The organism is Actinosynnema mirum DSM 43827 (assembly GCF_000023245.1).
GTDB lineage: Bacteria > Actinomycetota > Actinomycetes > Mycobacteriales > Pseudonocardiaceae > Actinosynnema > Actinosynnema mirum.
In genome coordinates this window covers 2,493,155-2,510,203 of record NC_013093.1, presented here as the reverse complement: position 1 = coordinate 2,510,203, position 17,049 = coordinate 2,493,155, and the positions used below count along the sequence as shown (strand labels likewise).

Sequence of the window (17,049 nt, the reverse complement as noted above, 5' to 3'; positions counted from 1 at the left end):
CTCACCGCGCCGACCACCGCCCGGCCACCGCCCCGCCCCGCACCCGCTGCGCGTACGGCGTCGACACGTACCCGACCAGGTCCAGCACCCCGCCGGTCTGCCGGTCGACCTCCCGCCCGAACGCCAGCATCGAGTCGTCGATCCGCCCCATCAGCCACGCCAGCAGCAGCACCACCACGTCCGACAGCACCCCGACCTGCACCGGCATGTCGTCGCGCCGCCCGGCGGTCACCGCGCTCGCGAAGTCCGTCATGCCCCGCTGCGTCAGCTCCGCCGACCCGATCTCGATGGCCCGCTTCATCGAGTCCACGACCAGCGGCACCAGCGCCTGCCACACGTCGCGCTCCACGACCTCGCACACCAGCCCGCCGCACAGCGCCGTCGTCCACAGCGCCCCGGCGTCCCCGGCCCGCACCGCGCCGACCGCCAGGTGCGGCAGCAGCTCGGCCCCGCGCTCCAGCGACCCGCGCGCCACCAGGCCCTCCACCGCGCCCCGGTAGTGCCGCAGCGCCTCCGCGTGCTCGCCCCTCCTGGTGAGCAGCCGCCCGGTCTCGTCCTGGAACCGGGCGAACTCGCCGGGCGCGTCCTGGTGCTCGGACAGCGACAGCCCGGCCTTGGTGTAGCTCAGCGCCGCCGCGAGGTCGCCCCTGGCCTCGTGGCAGCGCGCCAGCTCCCCTATCACCCGCAGCTCCGTGGCCGGGTCGCCCTGGGCGCGCACCAGCTCCAGCGCGTCGGTCCCGGCCTCGATGGCGCCGTCCGGGTCGCCCAGCTCGCGCCGCAGCGCGCACTCGTCCACCTTGAACGCGGTCTGCCGCACCCGGTCGCCGCGCGCCGCCGCCAGGTCGTGGCCGATGACGGCGTACTTGAGCGCGGTGTCCAGGTCGCCGGTGCGGCGGCCGAGGTCGTTGAGCGAGGAGCAGGCGTGGAACTCGGTGTCCCGGTCCCCGGCGGTGACGGCCGCCCGGTACGCCTGGGACGCCAGTCTCAGCGCCTCCTGCGGTCTGGCCTCCAGCGCGGCCATCCGCAGCAGCACCCCGGCCCGGTCCGGTCCGGCGTCGCCGTAGGACGCGCTGCGCCCGTAGTCGGCCAGCGCGGCGCCGGGGTCGCCGCCGTTCTCGTGCAGCGCGCCGGTGCGCTCGTAGCGGGCCGCCCAGCGGCGGTCCGCCTCGGCGGGGGGCAGGTCCAGCGCGGGCAGCGCCTTGTCGATCTTCTCGACGACCTCGGCGGCGTCGGCCAGGTCGCCCGCGAAGGACAGCTCGTCGAACAGGGTGTCCACGTAGGCCTCGGTCCCCGAGGCCGGGGTCGTCTCGGCCGCTCTGCGCAGTGCACTCATCTCCCGGTGGACCACCTTCCGCAGCACTTCCTCGCCGCCGTGGTCCACGCCCGCCAGCAGGGCGCACCCGGTCAGCGCTGACTCTCCCTCACCGGGTGCGCCCGCGCGCCACCGGTCCAGCCTCCCGTTCGCGGTTCCCGCGTACAGGTAGGAGCGCTCGATGCCACCGGGCAGCCCGGTGTCCACGACGGCGCGCGCGGCGGGCACCTCACCGGCGGTGAGCCTGCGCACCACGACGCGGGTGAAGTCGGCCGCCAGGTCGGGCGGGATGCGCCACAGCGCGCCGACGTAGCCGCGCGCGCCGACCCGCAGGTACTCGCGCGCCTGGTCGGTCCACGACAGGCAGGAGTTGTTGAGCACCACGGGCTGGTGCGGCAGGTCGAGCGCGTGCGCGACCAGCCACGGCGGCAGCGGGCTCCCGTCGAGCAGGGCGTTGCCCTCGGCGTCGTGCGCGTTGACCGCCAGCACCTCGACGGGCAGGTCGGCGGCGAGGGCGGCGACCACGGGCAGCGCGGTCTCGGCGCCGGTGAGCACCACCGGGTGGGTGACGTGGGCGGCCCGGTCGGCGGGGGCGGCGGGGAAGCCGGGGTCGACCAGGAGGGCGAACGCGCCGCGCGGGCGGCAAGCGCCTTCCCGGTGCAGCTCGGTCAGCACGACCAGCGCCGGATCGGTGGTGACGTGCCCGATGGGCTTGCGCGCCCAGCTGCCGGTGGCGGTGCGCACGAACGGGTAGGGCAGGCCCGCGGTGAACGCGGTCAGCCGCCGCTCCCCCACCGCGTGCACGGCGTCGGCGGGCACCTGCGCGGTGACCACGGACTCGACCGCCGGGTAGGGGTCGTGGCCGCCGGTCGACAGGTAGCGCCACAGCGCCTCGCCGACCGCGATGCCCTTGACGGCGTCGCCTATCGCGCTGGCGGCCTCGGTGACCCGCGCCTGCTCCTCGGCGACGACCCGGCCGACCTCGTCCAGGTCCGGCTGGGGCGTGGTGACCAGGCGGGCGCCCCGGTGGTGGGCGTAGCAGGCGGCGACCAGGTCGTCGGCCTCGCCGGTGGTCTCCACCAGCACGGCCTCGTCGCCGGACTCGGGTCCGGCGGCGGCGAACCGGTCGGCCACCGGGTCGGCGCGCTCGGTGAAGCGCAGCGCGGACCCGGTGCGCAGCGCGGTGTACAGGGCCTGCGCCGGGTCGTCGCCGGGCGCGGCCTCCAGCACCTTCGGCGGCTGCCGGTCCTCGCCGTGCAGCAGCGCCCACACCTCGTCGGTGAGGTCCTCGCCGAGCAGGTCGGGCTTGAGCAGCCGCACGTGCTCCATGCCGTCGAACACGTGCGCGGCCTGCGGGGGCGGGTCGGCGAGCACGACGGCGCGGCGCACGCCGGTGGCGCGCATGAGGTCGGCGAGCAGCGAGTTGCGGTTGTTCCAGGAGCGCAGCGGGCCGGTGTCGGGGCCGGGGGCGTCGAGCTCGTCGTCGTGCTCGCCGGGCAGGGCGTGCCTGCCGCCTGCGGGCGGCGGGCGGTCCAGGGCGACGACGGGGGTGAAGCGGTCGCCGGGCAGGCAGGACACCACGACGGCGGCCTCGCGCGCCTGGTGCGCCCGGCACACCACGACGGTGTCGGACACCGCGTACTGGGGTTCGCTGACCACCTCGACGTCGATCTCGGCGGGCCCTGGGGGCAGCGCGACGACCACGCCGTCCTCGGTGGCCGAGACCTGCCCGGTGGAGGTCACCCGCACGGAGGTGCCGGTGGGCAGGGCGAACTGGACGCCGTCGCCGTCGACGGAGGCGTCACCGGGGACGTGCAGCCGCCACTCGACCGGTTCGGCCAGGTCGTAGCGCTGGCGCAGCACGGCGCGCAGCGGGTCGCCGTGGTCCTCGGCGACCGCCAGCTCGCGGGTGCCCACGTCTATCGACAGGGCCTCGGCGAGGGGCAGCGGCGGTTTGCCGTGCGCGTCCAGCAGGACCGCCCGCACCAGTCCGGTGGAGAAGCGGAAGCGGATTCCGTGCGGCGGTCCAAGATCCACGGCTCACATACCCTCTGGCAGGTGGCGGGCGTCCACAGCGGCCTCCGTGCGACGTCCGAACGAGTGGTGGCTGGCAGAACGTACGCCACGCCGGTCACGATTGAGTCGCGCGGACCACCAACCGGAGGTGAATCCGCGTGATTGCGGGGCGGTGGACCCCCGGTTCAGCCGCCCTGATCGCTGCGGACCGAGGGCGCCTGGTGGCTCCAAGCCGCCCGGCTCTGGTCACGGCCGAGGCGTTTGGCCTGGTAGAGGGCCCCGTCGGCGGCGGCGAGGAGACCTTCGACGGTGTCCTCGGGCACATCCGGCCACACGGCCACCCCGACGCTGACCGTGAGGCCGCGCACGGGGCCCGCGCCGGTGCCCAGCAGGCCGACGCGGCAGCGGGCGCGCTCGGCGATGGCCATCGACTCGTCGCGGCCCGCGCCGGGCAGCAGCACCACGAACTCCTCGCCGCCGAACCGGCCGACGCTGTCGCCCCGGCGCACCGACTCGCGGATGACGTCGGCGATGGAGCGCAGCACCTCGTCGCCGGTCTGGTGGCCGTGGGTGTCGTTGATGCCCTTGAAGTGGTCCACGTCGATCATGAGCAGGCCGAGCGCGTCGCCGCGCTGGCGGGTGCGGTTGAGCTCGACGCGCGCCTGCAGGTGCCAGGCCTCGGCGTTGAGCAGGCCGGTCTTGGCGTCGGTGCGGGCGGCCAGCTCCAGCTGGTGGATCAGCACGGTGCGGTGCAGGGCGACGGCGGCCACGACCATGGGCAGCGCGAAACCGGGCCACCAGGCCACGGCGAGCGCGACGAAGAACGCGAGGCTGAGCTGGGCGGCTTCCAGGAGGTTGTCCAGCGGGCCGCCGAACAGGTTGGTGCGCGCGCCGGTGGTGAGCACGATGACGCCCGCGACGAGCGCGGTGTTGACCGTCCAGTAGACCGAGCCCGCCCCCATCAGGCCGAGCAGGTCCCACGGGCCTTCGAGGTGGCCCGCGGCCAGGCTCTCGCGCAGGCCGGTCGTGGTGGCGACGACGTTGGCGGCGAGGGCGACCAGGAGCATCATCGCCGCGGTGAACACGCCCCGGTGCGGCGGGCGGAACGGGTCCCAGCGGCCGACCACCCACCAGCGGTGGGCGTAGAGCACGACCACCAATACTCCGACCAGGGGTGGCGGGAGCAGCAGGGAACCGGCGAATATCCAGATGCTGCACAGGTCGAGGTGCGGCAGGCCGGTCGCGTCCCTGCGGGCGCGCTCGATCCAGCGGGAGAAGACCAGGTGCAGCGCTGCGCAGGCGAGCAACACCGCGAGGACGACCCAGTCGTGCCTGGTCGTCGGCTGGCGCGTCGTCGCGGCGGCGGCCACGGCCAGCAGGGCGAGCAGGTCCACCGAGAGCACGTAGCCCAGCGCGCCCCTCGGAAGGGACCATAGTGACCAGCTTCGTCCAACCACGGTTCCCTCGCGCCCGTCCACACCGGACCCCCCGGTTGGTGACCGGCTGGAGCGTCACGGTAACCCTGGGGCGAACGGGTGTCATCCGCTGGTGGGGTGACACGGGTTCTGGGAGGTGATCGCGGTGCGCGAGAAGATCTGGTGATCCCGGTTCCCGACCTGCCCGGTGCGGCCAGTGGAGGAGGTGCTCGGCCATGCGCGAGAAGATCTGGTGAAGACGGTGGGGTTGACGCCCCGCCGCGACGCGGTCCCCCGGCGCGCCCCATGTGCCCGGTGACCGGTGAGCCCGGCCGCGCGCGACGCGCGCGCGGCCGGGCGTTCAGCCCTCGGCGAGCTGCTCCAGCGGGCCCAGCGCCATCCACCGCGTGGTGACGGCGGCGGCGGCGAGCACACCCACCCCGGCGGCGATCGCGATGGCCGTGGCGGCCGATCCGGTGGCCGTGGCGAGCAGCCCGCCACCGGCCACCCCGACGCCCTGTGCTGCGACCAGGCCGCTGCGGGCGAACCCGAGCGCCTGCCCCCGGCGGGCGTCGGGGACGAGGCGGACGAAGGTGGCCCCGGCCGTGACCTGGTAGGCGCTGAAGAGGCCGCTGAGGGCCAGGAGGGTGACGGCGCCGAGCAGTCCGGGGTGCAGCAGGTAGGCGACCAGCGGCAGGGCGGTGGCGACGGCCAGAAGGCCCAGCAGCCGCACCCGCCGTTCGGTGGGCAGGTAGCGCAGCAGGACGGTGCCCAGGACCATCCCGGCGGGGTCCGCGGCGAGCAGCACCCCCACCCCGGCGGCCCCGGTCCCGACCTCGTCGGAGAACGGCGCGGCCAGCCCCTCGGGCACCACGGTGAACAGGGCGAGCCACCCGAGCAGCACCAGCAGCCGCAGTCGCGGGGTGCGCCAGACCAGCGCCGCGCCTTCGTTGATCCGCAGTCGTGTCGTCCGGGCGGAGGCGGGCGCCGGACGCGCCTCGAGCCCCAGCCGCAGCAGCAGCGCGGAGGCCGCGAACGTGACCGCGTCGGCGGCCAGCGCCCCCGAGGTGCCCAGCCAGTACACCGCCAGCCCACCCCCCGCGAAGCCGAGCAGCAGCCCGGCCTGGTGGGTGATGAGGTGGACGGACTGCCCGGCCTCGTACTTGTCCCCCAGCACCGTGGGCAGCAGCGCCCCCTGGGCCGCCGCGAACGGCGGCTCCGCCAACTGCGCCAGGACCAGCAGGCCCGCCACGAGCGGCAGCGGCACACCGGGCAGCGCCATGACCGCGAGCACGACGGCCCGCAGCAGATCCGCCGCGACCATCACCGTGCGGCGGGGGTACCGGTCCGCCACCCCCGAGAACAGGATGCCGGAGAACAACGCCGGGAGCATGGTCAGCGCGTAGGTGAGGGCTGTCCACGCGGGCGAGTTGGTGCGCTCGAAGACGAGCACGGATAACGCCACGCGAGCGAGCTGGTCGCCCAGCGTGGACAGGACCGCCGCGCACCACAGCACGCGGAACTCCGCCACCCCGAAGACCGCCCGGAAACCCGTCGCCATAGTTCTCCCCCGCCATCCCCCGCTGTCGCCGAAGCCGGAACCGGAGCCGGGGCCGGAGTCGGGACCGTGGCGGCGCCGGTAAGCCGGACACGCTACAAGGAAGGACGACGGGGGGTGATCGGTTCGCGACCAGCCGCGCTGGGGGGATGTTGACGGTTCACCGTTCCGACGGGAACCCGCCCCCCGAACACCCGCGCGGGGCCCCGCCTAGAGTCGGCCCGTGCGCAGGATCGAGGTCGACGGCGTGGCCGCCACCGCCCAGGACATGGCGGGCCTGTTCGGCAACTACGGCCACTTCACCGCGTTCCAGGTCAGGAACGGCCTGGTCAGAGGCATGAACCACCACCTGGACCGCCTGGCCGAGGGCAACCGCGAGCTGTACGCCCTGGACCTCGACCGGGCCAGGGTCCGCGCACTGGTGGCCCAAGCCCTGCGCGGGGTGACCGACGCGTCCGTGCGCGTCGCCCTGTTCGGCGTCGACACCCCCACCACCCTGGTGTCCGTGCGCGAGCCCCAGGAGCCGCCCGAACTGCCGCAGTCACTCCTCCCCGTGGAGCACGTGCGCCCGCTCCCGCACGTGAAGCACCTGGGCGGCTTCGAACGCGCGGTGCACCACCGAGCCGCCCGCGAGGCCGGTTTCGACGGCGCCCTGCTCATCGCCCCTGGCGGCCTGATCGTCGAATCCGCGGTGGCGAACATCGGCTTCTTCAGCAACAACGAGATCGTCTGGGCGGACGGCCCCTGGCTCCACGGCACCACCATGCGCCTGCTCGAAGAGCACATGCCCTCCCGACGCGCCCAGGTCCACCTGACCGACCTCGGCGAGCACGACGGAGCCTTCACCGCCAACTCGTGGGGCGTGGCCCCGGTCCACCGCATCGGCGACGTCCGCTACCCGGTGGGCCGGACCTTCGAACGCCTCAGAGCCGCCTTCGCCGCGATCCCCCAGCACCCCGTCACCCCCTGAGCCCCCGTCGCCCGAGCCGAGCTCGCGCGACGGGGGCAGGGCCGCTCACACCGCGGGCGGCCGGTCCTCGTAAGGCGTGGACAGCACGACCGTGGTCCGCGTGGACACGTTCGCCACCTCCCGGATCTGCCGCAACAAATCCTCCAGCGCCTTGGGCGACGCCACCCGCACCCGCACCAGGTACGACGAGTCACCCGCCACCGAGTAGCAGGCCTCGATCTGCGCCAGGTGCTCCAGCCGCTCCGGGTAGTCGTCCGGTGCGGCCGGGTCGATCGGCGTCAGCGAGATGAACGCGGTCAGCGGCAACCCGACCTCGTCCCCGTCCAACCGGGCCGCGTACCCCTTGACCACTCCCCGCTGCTCCAGCCTGCGCACCCGCTGGTGCACGGCCGACACGCTCAGGCCGACGCGCTCCGCGAGGTCGGTGAAGCTGCACCGCCCGTCCGTGGACAGCTCGCGCAGGATCGCCCGGTCGATCGGCTCCAGGTTCGTCACGCCTCAAGCACCACCAGCTCGTGCGGCCGGTTGTTCAACCGCTCGGAGCCGCTCCCGGTGGCGATGACGATGTCCTCGATCCGCGCCCCCCACCGCCCCGGCAGGTAGATGCCGGGCTCCACGCTGAACGCCATCCCCGCCTCCAGCGGCAGGTCGTTCCCCGCGACGATGTACGGCTCCTCGTGCACGTCCAACCCGATGCCGTGCCCGGTCCGGTGCACGAAGTGCTCCCCGAACCCGGCCGCGTCGATCACCTCGCGCGCGGCGGCGTCAACGGCCTCGCAGGTCACCCCAGGCCGAGCCGCGTCCACCGCGGCCTGCTGGGCCGCCTGCAGCACGGCGTACGTCTCCCGCACGTCCGCGTCACGCGGCTCACCGATCGAGTAAGTGCGAGTCGAGTCCGAGTTGTACCCCTCGGCAACCGGCCCACCGATGTCGACCACCACGACATCCCCGACCTCGATCACCCGGTCGGACAAGCTGTGGTGCGGGGAAGCCCCGTTCGGCCCCGACCCCACGATCACGAACTCGGCGGCCTCATGCCCCTCCGCGACGATCGCCGCAGCGATGTCGGCCCCGACCTCAGCCTCGGTCCGCCCGGCCCGCAGCCACTCCCCGACCCGAGCGTGCACCCGGTCGATCGCCTCGCCGGCCTTGCGCAGCGCAGCAACCTCAGCCGCGTCCTTGCGCATCCGCAGCTCCCGCAGGATCGGCCCCGCGAGCACCTGCTCACCACCAACCGCACCCCGCAACCCCAGCACGTGCAGCGCGGGCGTCATGTCAGCGACCGCGGTGCGCGCGGTCCCCTTCAGCGCCTTGCGGACCAGCGCGTACGGGTCCTCGCCGTCCACCCAGGTCGCGACCTCCACCCCGAGCGCCTCCGTGGGAACGGCCGCGTACCCAGGCTGCTCCAACTTCGGCACCACGAGCACCGGGTCCCCACCAACCGGGACCACCAGGCAGGTGAGCCGCTCGAACGAGGCCCCACCAGCGCCGATGAGGTAGCGCAGGTCGGAGCCGGGCGAGATGAGCAGCGCGTCCACGCCCGCGACGGCGGCGGCTGCGGTGGCGCGGTCCAGTCGGGAGCGCAGGGCTTCCACGTCCAGGGGTCCAACACGGGTCGACATGGGTGGGAAGCCTAGTCGCCCCCGCCCACTCCGCCCGCCCCACGACGATCACCCCCACCGCGCCGCCCCGCCCCCTGTCGGTGCTCTCTGGCAAGCTCACCCCGGTGAGCAGCCCGCTCGTCCTGATGGACGCCGCCAGCCTGTACTTCCGGTCGTTCTACGCGCTCCCGGAGTCGATGACCGCACCGGACGGCACCCCGGTCAACGCGGTGCGCGGTTTCGTCGACACCATCGCCAAGATCGTCAACGACCGGAACGCCTCCAGGCTCGTGGCCTGCCTCGACGCCGACTGGCGCCCGGAGTTCCGAGTGGCCGCGCTGCCCTCCTACAAGGCCCACCGCGTGGCGGAGAGCGGCGACGCCGAGGAGGTCCCCGACACCCTCACCCCCCAGGTCCCGATCATCCTGGACGTCCTCGACGCGGTGGGCATCGCCACCGCAGAGGCCCCCGGCTACGAGGCCGACGACGTCATCGGCACCCTCGCAGCCCGCGAGACCACCAACCCCGTCGAGGTCGTCACCGGCGACCGAGACCTCTTCCAGGTGGTCCGCACCACCCCAACCCCCGCAGGCGTCCTCTACCTGGGCCGAGGCTGGGCGAAGGCGGAACTGGTGGGCCCGGCAGAACTGGCCGCCAAGTACGCCCTCCCCGAAGAAGACGCAGGCCGCGCCTACGCCGGAATGGCAGTCCTGCGCGGCGACCCCTCGGACGGCCTCCCCGGCGTGGCAGGCATCGGCGAGAAGACCGCAGCAAAGCTCATCACCGAGTTCGGCTCCCTGGAAGCCCTCCTGGCAGCAGTCCACGACGGCAGGGACCGCAAGCTCACCACCAAGGCCCGCAACGCCCTGATCGCAGCAGAGGACTACCTGGCCGTAGCCCCCACCGTGGTCAACGTGGCCCTGGACGCCCCAGTGACCCAAGACCGCGACGACACCCTCCCCACAACCCCAGCAGACCCGGCCCGCCTGACGGAACTGACGAAGCGCTGGGGCCTGGGCAGCTCAATCCCCCGCCTGGTCACCGCCCTGGAACGCCGCGCAGAACGAACCTGACCGCCTCGCAGGCCGACCGCCCCGCGGGCCGACCGCACTCGCAGGCCGACCGCCCCGCGGGCCGACCGCCTCGCAGGCCGACCGCACTCGCGGGCCGACCGCTTCGCGGGCAGCGGGGCGAGCGCAGCGAGCCCGCAGCCGCCCAATCCCGCGTCCCTCTTCTCCGTTTGGCCTGGCGAAGCCCGAGCACGCTCGTCAAGATGCCGCCGCACTATGCGGCAGACCGGGGTGCCCAACGGCGTCTTGACGAGCGTGCTTGCCTGAAAGGAGGCCAAACGGAGAAGAGGGACCCGGACCACCGCAGGGGTAAACCGGACCACAGGATCAAGCGCCACCGGCCGACAGAGCCCGTCCCCTCTTTTTTGGAGGTCTGCCCCGCCGGCGAGGCGTGCTTGTAGCTCTTGCTCTTCAGCTCTTGATCTTGATCTTGCAGCTCTTCAACTCTTGATCTTCACCCCTCAGCCACCCACAAGCTCAGAAGTACGTCCCCGCCCAAGCAACCTCACCAACCGCGAACAGCCGATCAGCCCGCTCAACCGCACCAACCGCACCAACCCCCGCCCCCACAACCTCAACCCGCCCAGCAGCCGCCAACGCCGCGAACGACACATCCCCCAGGTACACCGCTGCCAACTCGGCAACGTCCAACACCACCTCGGGCGCGTCCTCCACCCGCTCAACCCCACCCCGAGAAACGCGATAACTCCCCGCGTTCTCCGGCAACAACGAATCCCGAACCCCAAGCACCACAGCCAGCTCGTCCCCACCCCCACCCACACCCACACCCACACCAGCCGCGTACTCCCGCCGCCCCAAAGCCTCCTCGACGTCGATCAACCTCAACCAGGTCTCATCCGACGTGCTCTCCCACCGACACCCACGCGGGTCGACCAGCAACAACTCCACCGGCTCGTCCAACGGCCTCAGGTGAGCCACAACCTCATCCACCAGGTCCACCCCCAGCAGGTACCGCCACAGGTCAGCCCAAGCACGCGGCGTCCCAGCCCACAGGTCCAACACCGTCAACTCGGACTTCTCCGTGTGCGACCGCTCAACCCGGTACATCGCGAACCCGTCATCCACCCCATCGGGCCCGGTCGCGACCACAACCTGCGGGTCCTTCTCCTTCTCCCGCTTCAGGTGCATCGACCACCACCCGTCCCACCGCCCGATCACCCCAGGCCGGCCGCCCTCACCACGCCCCTCACCACGCCCCTCACCACTCCCCCCACCCCGGCCCCCACCCCGGATCTCCTCGAACAGCGCCCGCAACTCCTCCCCATCCCCGACCTCAGAGACGGGCCGAACCCGAACCCGCCCCTCAACCCGAGCCCGAGGCACCGCCTTGACCCGACTCACCCGCAGGTCACGCCCCCGAGTGGCAACCCCGTACCCGAACCGCCCGTAAATCCCACCCTCGGTGGCCCGCAACGTGGCCGCCACGTCCCCCATGTCCCGCAGCGACCGCAACTGCGTCCGCATCAGCGCGCTGACCACCCCACGCCGAGTCCAGTCAGCCCGCACCCCCACCCGGCTCACCGCCCCCATGGGCAGCACCGCACCCCCTGGCACCACCAACGACGACGGGAACGACTGCGCCGACCCGATCACCTCGTCCCCGTCGAACACCCCCAGCGCCCGCCCAGGCACGTAGGACTCGAGCAGCACCTCCCACATCTCGTCGTTGGCGGGACCGTTCAGCAGCGCCCTGCGGAACACGTTGTTCGCGGCGCGGTAGTGGGTTTCGTCGCCGAGCACCCGGATGTCGTGGTCAATCACCCCGGCATCCTCCCCCGCCACCCCCGCACCCACTAATCAATTAGCCAGGAATCACGGAGCCGGACCTCACCCACCCACCCGCAAAAAGCACCGAGGCCGTTTCCCGGTCATCGGGAAACGGCCTCGGCGAAGCAACGCGACCTGGCGCGACCTGGCGCGACTTGGCGCGACTTGGCGCGACTTGGCGCGACTTGGCGCGACTTGGCGCGACTTGGCGCGACCTGGCTTGGCTTGGCGCGACCTGGCGCGACCTGGCGCCGCGCGACGTGGTGGATCAGCCCGTCGGCTGCCCAACCTCGTACTCACCGTCCGAGGTCTTGATGGTGATCTTCACCTTCTTGTCCGCGTCCCCGACCTTCACGTCGCACTCGAAGGTGGTGTTCGGCGTGACCTCGTGCTCACCGGTGCAGCTGGCGCTCTTGGCGTCGAGCTTGTAGTCGTCCTTGAGGACCTGCACGATCCCGTTCTGCACGGACGTGTTGTCCAGGACCTTCTTGTTGAACCACCCCGGCGTCACGAACCCGCCGATGCCCACGACCGCCGCGATCAGCACCACGGCCACCACAACGCCCCAGATCAGCCCGTTGGACTTCTTCGCGGGCGGCGGCGGCCCGTACTGCCCAGGCTGCCCGAACTGGCCCGGCTGCCCGTACTGCCCTGGCTGTCCGGGCTGCCCGTAACCGGGCTGCTGCGGCTGCCCGTACGGGTTGTTGGGGTCGAACCCACCGCCGGGCGTTCCGGGGTACTGCTGCTGCTGGGGCTGCCCGTACGGCTGCCCCTGCGGCGCCTGCTGACCCCACTGCTGCTGGTGCTGCTGCGCGGGGTCCGGCTGCCCGTAACCGGGCTGCTGAGCGGGGAAACCACCCGACGGCGTGCCGGGGTACCCGCCACCGCCGTAGGGCTGCTGGCCCCACTGCTGCTGCGGGTCGTTCCCTCCGGACGGTCCGTACGGACTGGTCATGCTCGGCCTCCGGCGGTCGGTCTGGAACGGGAAAAGGACTATTTCGGACGTGCTGGCTTGCTCGCGCGATCAAACCACAGGATGACGCCGACTACGCAGCGCACCCCGCCAAACTTTGTCAGACCGTGGCCAACGCGACCACACCACGACGCAGCGCGTCGACCGCCTTGCGGGCCGCCGCGCCCACCGGGTCGCCGCCGCCGACGACGTCCCTGATCTGGTCGAGGAAGTCGACGACCTGCCTGCACCAGCGCACGAAGTCACCGGCCCCCAGCTCGGTCCCACCCGTGTCGGTGGTCCCGAGCACCCGCTCCAGCGACTCGCCGCGCGCCCACCGGTACACCGCCCAGGCGAAGCCGGGGTCGGGCTGCCGGGTGCGGTCGAGCCGGTGCCTGCGCTCGTCGTCCTCCAGCTCAGCCCACAACCTCGCGGTCGCGGTCATCGCGTCCGAGACCTTCCCCGCGGGCAGCCGCGCCTCCATCGGCCCGTCCCTGCGCGCCTCGTACACCAGCGACGACACCACCGCCGCCAGCTCCTCCGGCGCCAGCCCCTTCCACACCCCGTGCCTCAGGCACTCCGCAGCCAGCAGATCCGACTCGCTGTAGAGCCTGGTCAACCGCCTGCCGTGCTCGGTGACCCGCTCCCCGCCCCTCCTACCGGGCCCGCCCGACACGCGCTCCTGCCCCGCCCGCCGCACGACCCGCCGCTTCCTCTGCTCCGGCTCGCCCGCACCGACGCCCTCCGAAGCAACGCCCGCAGAAGCCGCCCCCTCGGAAGCAGCCCCCTCGGAAGCAGCCCTCTCGGAAGCAGCCCTCTCGGAAGCCGCCCCCTCGGAAACGACGCCCTCACTGGAAGCCTCGAACACGGCCCCACCCTCGGGCTCGTCCTCCACGACCTCCAGGTACCCGCGCTCCCGCAACAACGCCCGGATCCGGTCGAACTCCCGAGCCAACGAGTGCGTCGTGGCCGCGACCTTCCGCTCCGTCTGCTCCGTCTCGGCCAGCAGCCGGTGGTACCTCTCCCCCCACCGAGCGTGCTCCTCGCGCTTCTCGCACCCGTGGCACGGGTGCGCCCGCAGCGCCCGCCGCAACGTCGCCAGCTCGGCGTCGTCGTCCGCCGTGGACCGCCGCTTCCGCGCGCTCGGCGCGACGATCCCGGTGTTGCGCAGCGTCGCCGCCAGGTCCCGCCGCGACCTGGGCGACCGGGTGTCGACCTGCTTGGGCAGCCGCACCTTCCCCAGCACCTCGACCGGGACCGGGAAGTCCGTCGAGGTCAACCGCCCGGCCCACCGGTCCTCGGTGACCACGAACGGCCTCGGCTCCCCCAGCGGCTCCAGCCCTGGGTCGATCACCACCGCCAACCCGGTCCGCCGCCCGGACGGCACCGCGATGACGTCGCCCTTCCGCAGCTTCTCCAGCGACGCGGCGGTCTCCGCGCGACTGGCCGAGGTGTTCTGCCTGGCCAGCGCCTTCTCCCGCTCCGAGACCCGGCGGCGCAGCGACGCGTACTCCGCGAAGTCCCCGAGGTGGCAGGTCATCGACTCCGCGTACCCCGCCAGCGCCTCCCGGTTGCGCTCGATCCGCCTGGCCAGCCCCACCACCGACCGGTCGGCCTGGAACTGGGCGAACGACTGCTCCAGCAGGTCGCGCGCGGCGGGCGCGCCGAGCCGGTGCACCAGGTTGACGGCCATGTTGTAGCCGGGCCGGAACGAGGATCGCAGCGGGTAGGTGCGGGTGGACGCCAGCCCGCCGACCGCCTTCGGGTCGACGCCGGGCTGCCACACCACCACGGCGTGCCCCTCGACGTCGATGCCACGACGCCCCGCACGCCCGGTGAGCTGCGTGTACTCGCCCGGCGTGAGGTCGACGTGCGCCTCGCCGTTGTACTTGACCAGCTTCTCCAGCACCACCGTCCGCGCGGGCATGTTGATGCCGAGCGCGAGGGTCTCGGTGGCGAACACGGCCTTGACCAGGCCGCGCACGAACAGCTCCTCCACCGTCTCCTTGAACGCGGGCAGCAGGCCGGCGTGGTGGCTGGCGATGCCGCGCTCCAGCGCCTCGCGCCACTCCCAGTAGCCGAGGACCGTCAGGTCGTCCTGCGGCAGGTCGCGGGTCTTCTCGTCGACGATCCGGCGGATGACCTCGACCTCGTCGGGCGTGGTCAGGCGCAGGCCGTACCGCACGCACTGGTTGACGGCCGCGTCGCAGCCCGCCCGGCTGAACACGAACACGATCGCGGGCAGCAGCCCGGCCGCGTCGAGCCGCTGGACGACGTCGACCCGCGACGGCGGCTTGAACCCGGTCGAGCGCGGCGGACGGCCGCCCTTGTTGCCCCGGCCGCGCGTCCACGGCACGTGGAAGCGGGCCAGGTCCTCGACCTGGCGCAGCAGCTGCGGGTTGATCTTGACGTGGGTGTCGGCGACGTCGTCGGCGAACAGGTCGAACATGCGCGGGCCGGCCAGCATGTGCTGCCACAGCGGCACCGGTCGGTGCTCGTCCACCACCACCGCGGTGTCACCTCGGACGGTGACGAGCCACTCGCCGAACTCCTCGGCGTTGCTCACCGTGGCCGAGAGGCCCACCAGCCGCACCGATTCGGGCAGGTGCAGGATGACCTCCTCCCACACCGGGCCCCGGAAGCGGTCGGCGAGGTAGTGCACCTCGTCCATGACCACGTAGCCGAGGCTGTTGAGGGTGGAGGAGCCCGCGTAGAGCATGTTCCGCAGCACCTCGGTGGTCATGACGACCACGGGGGCGTCGCCGTTGACCGAGGTGTCGCCGGTGAGCAGGCCGACCTTGTCCTGGCCGTACCGGGCGCACAGGTCGGCGTACTTCTGGTTCGACAGCGCCTTGATCGGCGTGGTGTAGAAGCACTTCCGACCCTCGGCGAGGGCGAGGTGCACGGCGAACTCGCCGACGACGGTCTTGCCCGCGCCGGTCGGCGCGCACACCAGGACGCCGTGGCCGTCCTCCAGGAACTCGCAGGCGCGCAGCTGGAACGGGTCGAGCTCGAAGGAGACCACCGAGAGGAAGTCGGTCAACTGGGGCCGGGAAGCGCGGCGGCGGGATTCCGCATAGGCCTCGGCCGGGGACCGGGAAGCACTTGACACCCCACCAGGCTGTCACAAGGGGCGGACAAAAGCTGTGGTCATTTTTTCCACGTCGGGCCGCCAGGGGGTGATCGTCCTGGTGAGGGGGGTGCGCACGGTGTGGGTGAAGTTCGTCAGGGGTGCGTCGACGAGGACTCAACCGCCGGTCAGGTCCGCGCCGGAATACTGGAATCGGTCAGCACTGAAGGAATAGTGCTCAGCGCACCCGGCACGCAGGTCGCCGTCACCGGCAGGGCCCGCTGGCGCTCACCGTCCGCGTAAGCCGTCCACGCCGGTCCGGCCAGCCGGATCGAGGACGCCCGGAACGTGTGCACCGCCGGGTGCGCCGTGTGGTCGCCGGTCCGCAGGGTGGGCAGCACCCGCAGCAGGGTCCGCCTGCTCACCGCCTCCACCACCGTGACGTCGAACAGCCCGTCCTCCGGGTCCGCCCCTGGGCACACCGGCACGCCGCCGCCGTAGCTGCCGGTGTTGCCGACCGCGACCAGCAGCGCGTTCACCCCGATCTCCCCCTTCGGGGTGCCCAGCAGCAGCCTCCCCGGTCGCGGGCCGAGCAGCTCCGCGAGCAGCGCCAGATCGTACCGGCGCGGACCGGCGGGCCAGCGCATCCGGTTCGCGCGGGCGTTGACCGCCGAGTCGAACCCCGCGCACAGCACCGTCGCGAACCACCGCCCACCCCGCACCCGCCCCAGGTCGACCCGGCGCCGCTCGCCCGAGCGCAGCGCCGGGACCAGGTCCGCCGCCGACCGGGAGCCGAGGGCCCTGGCCAGGTCGTTCCCGGTGCCCGCCGGGATGACGGCGAGCGCGGTCGGGGTGCCCGCGCACGCCTGGAGCGCCACGTGCGCGGCGCCGTCACCACCCAGGACCACCAGCGCGTCGACGTTCGCGCCCACCACCCGCTCGGCCATCGCCGCCGCCTCGGCCGTGCTGGTGGGAACCAGCAGGTCCAGCACGTCCACGGACTCGCGCAGCAGGGCCGCGGTGGTGCCCGCGATCCGCGCGGCGGCTCCCCCGCCGGAGTTCGGCGACACCAGCAGGGCGGCTCTGGTCACGGCGGCGCTCCAGTCGGTCGGGGACGTGCTGCCCACGCGGGACCTGAGCTTAGGAGCCGAAACCCGGAAAGCGCTCGCAGTGCGCGGGAAGACGAAGTGCGCACTCCCCCTCACGCCCCTCACGCACCCGGAACCGCACGCCCCTGAAACGCCGAGGACCGGCGGGGCTCAGCCCGGCCGGTCCTCGGAAGTCGTGCGACGCGCGG

11 protein-coding genes are annotated in these 17,049 nt (G+C 72.9%); 2 read left to right on the top strand and 9 right to left on the bottom strand.

Annotated elements, in window-relative coordinates; genetic code table 11:
- Position 1: 1 nt before the first annotated feature.
- The 3 genes from AMIR_RS11350 to AMIR_RS11340 form a co-directional block, all read right to left on the bottom strand.
- On the bottom strand, positions 2-3,349 hold the full coding sequence (locus tag AMIR_RS11350; RefSeq protein WP_015801092.1) for a hypothetical protein: 3,348 nt from the start codon (positions 3,347-3,349) through the stop codon (positions 2-4).
- 164 nt (positions 3,350-3,513) lie between these two features.
- On the bottom strand, positions 3,514-4,731 hold the full coding sequence (locus tag AMIR_RS11345; protein WP_240438893.1) for a GGDEF domain-containing protein: 1,218 nt from the start codon (positions 4,729-4,731) through the stop codon (positions 3,514-3,516).
- Between the two features lie 373 nt (positions 4,732-5,104).
- Positions 5,105-6,304 carry an MFS transporter gene (locus AMIR_RS11340; RefSeq protein ID WP_015801090.1) on the bottom strand — a complete coding sequence of 400 codons (1,200 nt, stop codon included), beginning with the start codon at positions 6,302-6,304 and terminating at the stop codon, positions 5,105-5,107.
- 220 nt (positions 6,305-6,524) lie between these two features.
- Between AMIR_RS11340 and AMIR_RS11335 the strand changes: the two genes are divergently transcribed.
- Positions 6,525-7,271, top strand: a complete 747-nt coding sequence (locus AMIR_RS11335; RefSeq protein WP_015801089.1) for an aminotransferase class IV — start codon at positions 6,525-6,527, stop codon at positions 7,269-7,271.
- 45 nt (positions 7,272-7,316) lie between these two features.
- Here AMIR_RS11335 and AMIR_RS11330 read toward each other — a convergent pair whose 3' ends face one another.
- Both AMIR_RS11330 and AMIR_RS11325 read right to left on the bottom strand, forming a co-directional pair.
- A complete protein-coding gene (locus AMIR_RS11330) occupies positions 7,317-7,766 on the bottom strand; it encodes an Lrp/AsnC family transcriptional regulator (protein WP_015801088.1) in 450 nt (149 codons plus the stop codon).
- Positions 7,763-8,893, bottom strand: coding sequence for a M24 family metallopeptidase (locus AMIR_RS11325; protein ID WP_015801087.1), 1,131 nt, complete (start codon positions 8,891-8,893; stop codon positions 7,763-7,765). The genes AMIR_RS11330 and AMIR_RS11325 overlap by 4 nt, the downstream gene beginning before the upstream one ends.
- A 104-nt stretch (positions 8,894-8,997) precedes the next feature.
- On the opposite strand from AMIR_RS11325, the gene AMIR_RS11320 reads away from it, so the two are divergent.
- Positions 8,998-9,945, top strand: a complete 948-nt coding sequence (locus AMIR_RS11320; RefSeq protein ID WP_041837623.1) for a 5'-3' exonuclease — start codon at positions 8,998-9,000, stop codon at positions 9,943-9,945.
- A gap of 474 nt (positions 9,946-10,419) precedes the next feature.
- Here the strand turns inward: AMIR_RS11320 and AMIR_RS11315 are convergent, their stop codons facing one another.
- From AMIR_RS11315 to AMIR_RS11300, 4 genes are all read right to left on the bottom strand, one after another.
- Positions 10,420-11,724: a GNAT family N-acetyltransferase gene (locus AMIR_RS11315; RefSeq protein WP_015801085.1), complete on the bottom strand. Its 1,305-nt coding sequence runs from the start codon at positions 11,722-11,724 to the stop codon at positions 10,420-10,422.
- A 274-nt stretch (positions 11,725-11,998) separates the two neighbouring features.
- Positions 11,999-12,685, bottom strand: a complete 687-nt coding sequence (locus tag AMIR_RS11310) for a DUF4333 domain-containing protein (RefSeq protein ID WP_015801084.1) — start codon at positions 12,683-12,685, stop codon at positions 11,999-12,001.
- A 118-nt stretch (positions 12,686-12,803) separates the two neighbouring features.
- Positions 12,804-15,794, bottom strand: coding sequence for a DEAD/DEAH box helicase (locus AMIR_RS11305; protein ID WP_015801083.1), 2,991 nt, complete (start codon positions 15,792-15,794; stop codon positions 12,804-12,806).
- A 146-nt stretch (positions 15,795-15,940) separates the two neighbouring features.
- Positions 15,941-16,843 carry a diacylglycerol/lipid kinase family protein gene (locus tag AMIR_RS11300; RefSeq protein WP_041837622.1) on the bottom strand — a complete coding sequence of 301 codons (903 nt, stop codon included), beginning with the start codon at positions 16,841-16,843 and terminating at the stop codon, positions 15,941-15,943.
- Positions 16,844-17,049: the final 206 nt, after the last annotated feature.